At 75.5% G+C, this 8,016-nt stretch carries 8 protein-coding genes; 5 read left to right on the top strand and 3 right to left on the bottom strand.

Annotated elements, in window-relative coordinates; all coding sequences use genetic code 11:
- Positions 1–568: SMI1/KNR4 family protein (locus tag ACJOT3_RS29635; protein WP_406976431.1), on the top strand; the 568-nt coding region annotated here is incomplete at its 5' end.
- Positions 569–609: 41 nt separating this feature from the next.
- Here the strand turns inward: ACJOT3_RS29635 and ACJOT3_RS29630 are convergent.
- Positions 610–1,131, bottom strand: coding sequence for a YbaK/EbsC family protein (locus tag ACJOT3_RS29630; RefSeq protein WP_406976430.1), 522 nt, complete (start codon positions 1,129–1,131; stop codon positions 610–612).
- Positions 1,132–1,177: 46 nt separating this feature from the next.
- Complete coding sequence (locus ACJOT3_RS29625; protein ID WP_406976429.1) at positions 1,178–2,149, bottom strand: ADP-ribosylglycohydrolase family protein; 972 nt, start codon at positions 2,147–2,149, stop codon at positions 1,178–1,180.
- A 143-nt stretch (positions 2,150–2,292) separates the two neighbouring features.
- On the opposite strand from ACJOT3_RS29625, the gene ACJOT3_RS29620 reads away from it, so the two are divergent.
- On the top strand, positions 2,293–4,149 hold the full coding sequence (locus tag ACJOT3_RS29620) for a PASTA domain-containing protein (protein ID WP_406976428.1): 1,857 nt from the start codon (positions 2,293–2,295) through the stop codon (positions 4,147–4,149).
- Positions 4,150–4,191: 42 nt separating this feature from the next.
- Here the strand turns inward: ACJOT3_RS29620 and ACJOT3_RS29615 are convergent, their stop codons facing one another.
- On the bottom strand, positions 4,192–5,025 hold the full coding sequence (locus ACJOT3_RS29615) for an SDR family oxidoreductase (RefSeq protein WP_406976427.1): 834 nt from the start codon (positions 5,023–5,025) through the stop codon (positions 4,192–4,194).
- 158 nt (positions 5,026–5,183) lie between these two features.
- Between ACJOT3_RS29615 and ACJOT3_RS29610 the strand changes: the two genes are divergently transcribed.
- The 3 genes from ACJOT3_RS29610 to ACJOT3_RS29600 all read left to right on the top strand — a co-directional run bounded on the left by ACJOT3_RS29610 (position 5,184) and on the right by ACJOT3_RS29600 (position 7,958).
- Entirely contained in the window at positions 5,184–6,209 is a 1,026-nt protein-coding gene (locus ACJOT3_RS29610; protein WP_406976426.1) for an MDR family NADP-dependent oxidoreductase, read from the top strand.
- A gap of 16 nt (positions 6,210–6,225) precedes the next feature.
- A complete protein-coding gene (locus ACJOT3_RS29605; RefSeq protein WP_406976425.1) occupies positions 6,226–6,633 on the top strand; it encodes a MerR family transcriptional regulator in 408 nt (135 codons plus the stop codon).
- A gap of 149 nt (positions 6,634–6,782) precedes the next feature.
- A complete protein-coding gene (locus ACJOT3_RS29600; protein WP_406976424.1) occupies positions 6,783–7,958 on the top strand; it encodes a substrate-binding domain-containing protein in 1,176 nt (391 codons plus the stop codon).
- The last annotated feature ends 58 nt before the right edge of the window (positions 7,959–8,016 follow it).

The raw sequence follows: 8,016 nt of genomic DNA, 5'->3' as shown, positions 1-8,016 counted from the left end.
CCCCCTGTGCCACGCTGTGCCCATGGAAACCGAACGGGCGCTCGACGCCGACCTCGACATCCTCCGGGCGGCCTTCGCCGCCGACGTCCGCCTCGCACCCCTGGGCTGGGACGCGGTCCGGGCCTTCGAGGCCGAGCACGGCATCACCCTGCCCGAGCCCTACCGCACCTTCGTCGCCGAGATCGCCGACGGCTCCCCCGCGGGCCCGCCCTACCACGGCCTGCTCCCCCTGGACGAGGTCCCCGTCGGCCGGGAGGACACCGGGCCCCTCTCCCCCGGGGACCCCTTCCCCCTGACCGGGATGTGGGTGTGGGAGGACGACGACGAGGAGCCCGACCCCGAGACCCTCAAGACCGTTTTCAACCACGGCTCCATCGTGCTCGGCACCGACGGCTCCGGCATGGACTGGCACCTCGTCGTCACCGGCCCGCAGCGCGGCCATGTCTGGCAGCTCACCGGCGAGGGCGCGGGCCCCTCGGGCCCGGGGTCCGGGTTCACCGCCGTCGAGGCCCCCGGGTTCGCCGGGTGGGTCGACCACTGGGCCCGGGGGCTCCCCTGGTTCGAGTAGGCCCCGGGGCGGATCGGCCAGGGCCCCCGGCGGGCCGGGGGTCAGCGCTGGGCGAGCGGGATGACCTCGGCGCCCGGCAGCGAGGCCACCAGCTTGCCCGGCACCCACAGCTTGGACCGGCGCAGCCCGCTGCCCACCACCACGAACGGGGTGGCCGCCACCGCCTCGTCCACCAGGACCGGCCACCCCTGCGGCAGCCCGAACGGGGTGATCCCCCCGTACTCCATCCCGGTCAGCCCGGTGGCCTCGGCCATCGGAGCGAACGACGCCTTGCGCGCGCCCAGGTGGCGGCGGACCACGCCGTTGACGTCGGCCCGGTCGGTGGCCAGCACCATGCACGCCGCGTAGGTGGTCTCGCCGCCGCGCTTGGCCGCCACCACCACGCAGTTGGCGCTGGTCTCCAGCGTCAGCCCGTAGTGGGCGCAGAAGGCCGCGGTGTCCGCCAGGTCCGGGTCGATCGGCGCGACCCGCACCTCGGCGTGGCCCCGTACGGCCTCCCGGACCGGGGCGGCCATGAGCTCCTCCTGCTCGCCGGCGTCCACCCAGTTCAACGACACGGACATGGGAATGCTCCTTGTTTCGTGTTCCGGACGGCCCCAGCCTAGAGACCTAGGACGCGGAGTGCCGCCGCAGGATGTCCAGGGCGAGCCCGGCCAGGTCGTCGGCGCGGTACCCGGGCCACCCGTGCACCGCCGACAGGTATCCCGCCGGAATGCCCGAGGCGCCCCACAGGGCACCGGCCAGTGCCCCGGCGATCGACGCCACGGTGTCGGTGTCGTTGCCCGCCCGCACCGCCGCGTGCACGGCCGCCACGTACCCCTCCGGGTTGCGGGTGAGGGCCGACCAGGCCGCCTGGAGCGCGCTCAGCACGAACCCGTTGTCGGGGAACCCGTGCGGGGCCGCCTGCTCCGCCCCGTCCAGCCAGGTCTTCCACTGCCCCCGCCGGTCCTGCGGCAGCAGTTCCACCCCGGCGCGGACCCCGGCGGGCGTCCCCTCCAGCACCGCCAGGCGGATCCCCTCGCACCAGATCACGCAGGCCTCCGACGCCAGCGGGTCCCCGTGCGTCAGGCGGCTGTAGGCGTCGGCGGCCCGGGCCAGCCCCTCCGGGTCGCGCAGGTACGCCAGGGCCAGCGGTCCGGTGCGCATCAGCGACCCGTTGCCCGCGCTCGGCCTCCCCCGCGCGAACAGCCCCGCGGCGTACTCCGTCATCACCCCGGCGACCTCGGGGCGGCGGAAGGCGCCCCCGGCGCCGCTCATCACCGTCCGGGTCTGGTTGCCGATGTCGGAGGCCCCGCCGTTCGCCCACTCCAGGAAGCCGTCGGCGGTCGCGTTCAGCGCCTCGGCGGACAGCGGGTCGTCGTGGTCGCGCAGCGCGCGGGCGATGCACACCGCCATCTGGGTGTCGTCGGAGTACTCCCCCGGCGCGTACGGGCCCAGCCCGCCGCCGACCATCTCCGGCACCCGGCGCTCGGACAGGGCGGGGCCGAACTCGTAGGGCACGCCCAGCGCGTCCCCGCAGGCGGCGCCCAGCAGCACGCCCACGGCGCGGTCCTCGATGCTTCCGGTCGACGGGGTCTGCACGGCTGCCTCACAAGGGTTCGAGGGGACGGGGGACAGCGCCGACATTACCGTTCGGCCCACCGCCGCGGGGGTCGAGTGAACGAACCGATACGGACGGAAATCAGAGCCGAATTCCGGAATTCCGGACCGTACAATTCCGAACCATGGAGACCCCCACCCCCGACCCCCACTCCGGCGCGGTCCTGGACGAACGCTACGTCCTCGGCGAACGCCTCCGCAGTGATGCCTCGGGGAGCGCCTACGCGGCCCACGACCGCGCCACCGGGACCACGGTCGTCGTCACGGTCCTGCACCCCTGGCTGGTCGGCGAGGCCTCGGCCGTGCACGCCTTCCGCGGCAGGGCGCAGCACCTGGAGGCCGTCTCCCACCCGGGCCTGCCCCGGTTCCTCGACCACGGCCGCGACGGCGACCGCGTCTACGCCGTCAACGAGTACCTCCGCGGCGAGACCCTCGGCGACGTCCTGGGCGGCGCCGCCCCCCTGCACGGCCCGCACGAGGCGCTCACCGTCATCGCCTCCGTCCTGGAGGCGCTCGACGCCGCCCACGCCCAGGGGATCGTGCACGGCGCCCTGACCCCCGAGCGGGTCGTCGTCGGCGAGCACGGGGCGGCCGGCATCACCGGGTTCCCCCTGCTGTTCGACGCCGCCGAGGACGAGGCGCCCGACACCCGCACCGACGTGCGCGCGGTGGGCCTGCTCCTGCACGCGCTCATCACCGGCGAACGCGTCGCCTTCGACGAGGTGCGCCCGCTGCGCCCCTCGGCGCTGGTGGACTCCCTCCCGCCGGACCTGGACATGCTGGTCGCCAACGCGACCGACCCCAACCCGCGCTACCGCCCCCGCGACGCGGGCCAGTACCTCACCCTGGTCGAACAGGTGACGCGGTCGCTGCCCCGGCCGCTGGAGGAGGGCGGCACCGACGCCACCCGGCCCATCCCGATCGCCGCGGCCGCGCCGCCCGCCCCGCCCCGCACGCCGTTCCGGCGCCGCCTCCCCGTGCTGGCGGCCGCGGTGCTGCTGGTCGCCGCGCTGTTCGCGGTCGGGTGGGCGCTGCTCCCCGAAGAACCCGAGGTCACCCTCCCCGACCTGACGGGGGTCGGCGCCGAGGAGGCCGAGGATCGGCTGGAGTCGCTCGGCCTGGGCCTGGAGGTCCGGTTCCGCGACACCTACGACGACACCGTCGAACCGGGCGGGGTGGCCGCCAGCGACCCGGGTCCGGGCGCCGTGCTGGCCCGGGGGGAGGCGGTCCTGCTGTCGCTGTCCATCGGCCCCCGCCACGCCGTCGTTCCGGACGTGGTCGGCGGCACCGAGCACGAGGCCCGCAACCTGCTGCGCGAGGCGGGCTTCACCCGCATCGACGTCGTCCAGGAACACTCCGCCGAGCAGATGCCCGGAACCGTCCTGGCCACCGAACCCGCCGTGGGCGAGGAGGGCGACCGCGAGGAGGAGGTGGTCATCCGGGTCAGCGAGGGGATCCTCGTCCCCGCGCTGGACGGGATGACGGAGGAGGACGCCGTCGACGCCCTCACCCGGGTCGGCCTGGTCGCGGTGGTCGCCGAGGAGCACCACGAGACCGTCGAGGAGGGTCAGGTCAGCGGCCAGAACCCCGAACCGGGGTCGATCCTGCCCGAGGAGGGCGAGGTCGAGGTGACCGTCTCGACCGGCCCGGAGCCCGAGGAGGAGGAAGAGGACGAGGAGCCCTCGGAGTCCCCCTCGGACACGGAGCGGACCGACGACGACCGCGACGAGGAGTCCGACGGCGGCGGCAATGACAACGGCGACAACGGGAACGGCAACAACGGCGGTGGCGGCGGTGGCGGTGGCGGAGGGGACGCCGCCCCCTCCTGCTCCGCCCCCGCCTGGAGCTCCGGCACCATCTACCAGGAGGGGGACCGGGTGAGCCACAACGGCCGCGAGTACGAGTCCCGCTGGTGGAACCAGGACAACGAGCCCGGCTCCGGGGCCCTCTGGGGCCCCTGGTCCGACCGCGGCCGCTGCTGACCCCGCGCCCGCCCCGCCGCCGACCCGGCGCCGCGCCGCCGGCTACCGGAAGTCGTCGGCGTGGTCGCGCGCCCACTCCCCGAAGCCCAGCGCGGGACGTCCGAGCACCGACTCGACGTCCCGCGAGACCGCCTCGGGGCGCTCGGCCAGGGAGGCCCAGTAGGCCAGCGCCGAGTCCGCGAAGTCGGCGCCCATCAGGGCGGCGAGCTCCGCCGCGGCCTCGTCCCGCGGCTGCTCCTCCCAGCGCGCCTCCACCCCGATCGCCGCGCCGAGCAGCCGCACCTGGTCGCGCTGGGACACCGACTCCGGGCCGGTCGTCAGGTACGCCCGGCCCGCGTGCCCGTCGTCGAGCAGCGCCCGCACCGCCACGGCGGCCACGTCGCGCTCGTGCACCAGCGAGCGCCGGGCCTCCCCGTAGGGGGCCCGCACCGTGCCGGTGCGCACCTGCCCGGCCCACTGCCGGGCGTTGGCCGCCAGCCCGGTCACCCGCAGGAACGTCCACCGCGCCCCTGACTCACGGACCGCGTCCTCCACCGCGCCCCACGAACCCCGCTCCTCGGCGTCCCGCGCCCCCGCGTTCGCCGCCGACAGGTACACGACGCGCTCCACGTGCCGTGCCAGCGCCGCCGCCACCGGTCCGGCCCCGTCCGCCGTCATGAGCGGCCACACCAGGTACGCGGCGCGGGCCCCCTTCGCGGCGGCCGCCACCGCCCCCGGGTCGGTGACGTCGCCGACCACCGCCTCCACCCCGTCGGGCAGCCCGTGGTCCGCCCGGCGCACCAGGGCGCGCACGGGCACGCCCTCGGCGAGCAGCCCGGCCACCACGTGCCGCCCGGTGTTGCCCGTCGCCCCGGTCACCAGCACCGGTCGCTCCATGGTCGTTCCCCTATCGATCCCGCGGCCGGTCCGCCCGGCCCGTCGAGACCCAGCATGATTCCTCAACAAATGTTGAGGTCAACCCCCGGGCTTGACCCTGACGCGCGGGTCAGGGGTTAACCTCGCCGCCTTCCGTCACCGCACCGAAGGGGAACCCCGTGTCCGCCCTGCCCGCGACCTCCCGCGAGATCCGCCTGACCGCCCGCCCGGAGGGCGGTCTCATCGGCCCCGACCACCTCACCGTCGTCGACACCCCCGTCCCGACCCCGGCACCCGGGGAGGTCCTCGTCCGCAACCGGTTCTTCGCCGTCCACCCGGCCCTGCGCACCCTCGTCGGCGGCGTCGAGGGCGCACCCTTCCCCGCCCTGCGCCCCGGCGACACGCTCTTCGGCCCCGCCGTGGGCGAGGTCGTCGCCACCGCCGACGGCGGACCCGCCCCCGGCACCCTTGTCACCCACACACTGGGCTGGCGCGAACACGCCGCCGTCCCGGTCGCCCACCTCGCCCCGGCGGACCCCGCCCTGCCCGACGCCGCTGCCCACCTCGCCCAGGGGCCGGTCGCCTACGGCGCCCTCACCCGCGCCGCCGCCCTCCGCGAGGGCGACACCGTCCTGGTCACCGGGGGCGCGGGCGCGGTCGGGTCGATGGCCGGCCCCATCGCCCGCCTCCTGGGCGCGGGCCGGGTCATCGGCACCACCGGCTCCCCCTGGAAGGCCGAGCGCATGACCGCCGACCTCGGCTACGACGCCGTCGTCCCGCGCGGCGGCGACGGCTCCTTCGCCGACCGCCTCGCCGCGGCCGCCCCCGACGGCATCGACGTCCTCGTCGACACCGTCGGCGGCGACCAGCTGGCCGCCGCCCTGGACCTGGCCCGCGACGGCGCCCGCTTCGCCCTGGTCGGCTCCCTCTCCGGGCAGCTCGACCCCGGCACACCCGGGGTCACCGCCCCGGTCACCCTCGACGGGTTCCGCGCCGTCCTGCGCCGGGTGACCCTGCGCGGCTACAGCCCCCTGGACGACGGCCCCGCCCTGACCGCGGAGTGGAACACCCGCTTCGCCGACTGGCTCGCCCGCGGCCTGCTCGCCTTCCCCCACACCCGGATCGCGGGCATGCACCGCGCCCCCGCGGCGTTGACGGAGGTGATGTCCGGACGCTACGTGGGCGCGGTGCTCATCGAGCCCTGACGGAAGGGGGCGGCGCATGCGGATCGGCGACGCGGCCGCGGCGGCGGGCACCACACCCCGGGCCCTGCGCTTCTACGAACAGCGCGGGCTGCTGCCCCCGCCCCGGCGCACCGCCTCCGGCCAGCGCGACTACGGCCCCGAGGACGTCTCCCGCGTCCGCCTGATCCGGGACCTCCTCGACTCCGGCCTCACCGTCGCCGACCTGGCCGCCATCGCCCACCGGCTGGCCCTCCTCGACGCCCCCGACACCCCTCCCTGCCGTGGCGGCGGGGAGGGGACCGCCGTCGTCCGGCGCCGCCTGGCCGCCCTCGACGGCGAGATCGCCCGCCTCAACACCCTGCGTGAGCGGCTCGCCGACCGGACCGGCGTCCCCGGCGGGGAGGGCCCGACCCCTGGCCCGCCCCCTGCCCCACCCTCCGAATGACCCGTGTGGCTTCCCTCTACACCGGTTCGCGCCCGAATGTATGTCGGACGTACATGTGAAACGGATCACCACGGCTCTACCTTCGGGTTGGCACCCCATCCCCCAGCGCGGGCGATCGTGACCAGGCGGTGCCGACTGGAGGAAGAGAAATGCGCAAGACCCCCCTGACCGCCGCCTCCTGCGCGGTCGTCCTCGCCCTCACCGCCTGCGGCAGCCCCGGCGAGGCCGCGGGAGGGGGCGAGGACGGGCCGATCAGGGTCGGCATCGTCTACTCCGCCACCGGCCCGCTGGCCACCTACGGCGAGCAGTACAAGCAGGGCCTGGAGGCCGGCCTGGACTACGCCACTGACGGCACCATGGAGATCGACGGCCGCACCATCGAGGTCGAGTACATGGACGACGGCGGCGACCCCACCGCCGCGGTCTCCGCCGCCCGCGAGCTCATCGGCACCGGCCACGACATCATCGCCGGGTCCACCGCCTCCGGCATCGCCGTCCAGGTCGCCCCGCTGGCCGAACAGGACGACATCCTCTTCATCTCCGGCCCGGCCGCCACCGACGCCGTCACCGGCATCAACGGCAACACCTTCCGCTCCGGCCGCCAGACCTACCAGGACATCCTCACCGCGGGCAGCTTCCTGGACGACGCCGAGGGCTCCAAGGTCGTCGTGTTCGCCCAGCAGGGCACCTTCGGCCAGGCCAACGTCGACGCCGTCACCGCCGTCCTGGGCGGGGAGGGCGCCGAGGTGGACAGCATCCTCGCCCCCGCCGACACCACCGACCTCACCCCCTTCGCCGAGCAGGTCGGCAAGGCCGACGCCGACCTGGTGTTCGTCGCCTGGGCCGGGGAGACCGCCGCCGCCATGTGGCAGTCCCTGGACCAGCAGGGCGTCCTGTCCTCCACCGAGGTCGTCACCGGCCTGGACATCAAGGCGTCCTACCCGGTCTTCGGCGAGACCGGCGGCGACATCTCCTTCCTCTCCCACTACTTCGACGGCGCCTCGGAGACCGACGCCGCCCTGGCCATGCGCGAACGCGTCGAGGAGGCGGGCGGCAGCGTCGACCTGTTCACCCCCGACGGCTTCACCGCCGCCCAGATGATCGTGCACGCCGCCACCGAGGGCGACACCACCGCCGACCGCGTCGCCGCCCTGGAGGGCTGGACCTTCGACGGCGTTAAGGGCGAGCTGACCATCCGCGCCGAGGACCACGCCCTGCTCCAGCCCATGTACCAGGTCGAGCTGGTCGGCACCGGCGAGGACGCCGAGCCGAAGCTGGTCGCGGAGATCCCCGCCGCCGACGTCGAACCCGTCATCGCGGAGTAGGAATGACCACCGACAACGCCACGGGCGCGGCGGCCACCGCCGCCGCGCCCGGCGCCAC

Origin of the sequence: Nocardiopsis protaetiae (genome assembly GCF_045446735.1) — a bacterium.
Taxonomy (GTDB): Bacteria; Actinomycetota; Actinomycetes; order Streptosporangiales; family Streptosporangiaceae; genus Nocardiopsis; species Nocardiopsis protaetiae.
This window is presented reverse-complemented; position numbering and strand designations above follow the sequence as displayed.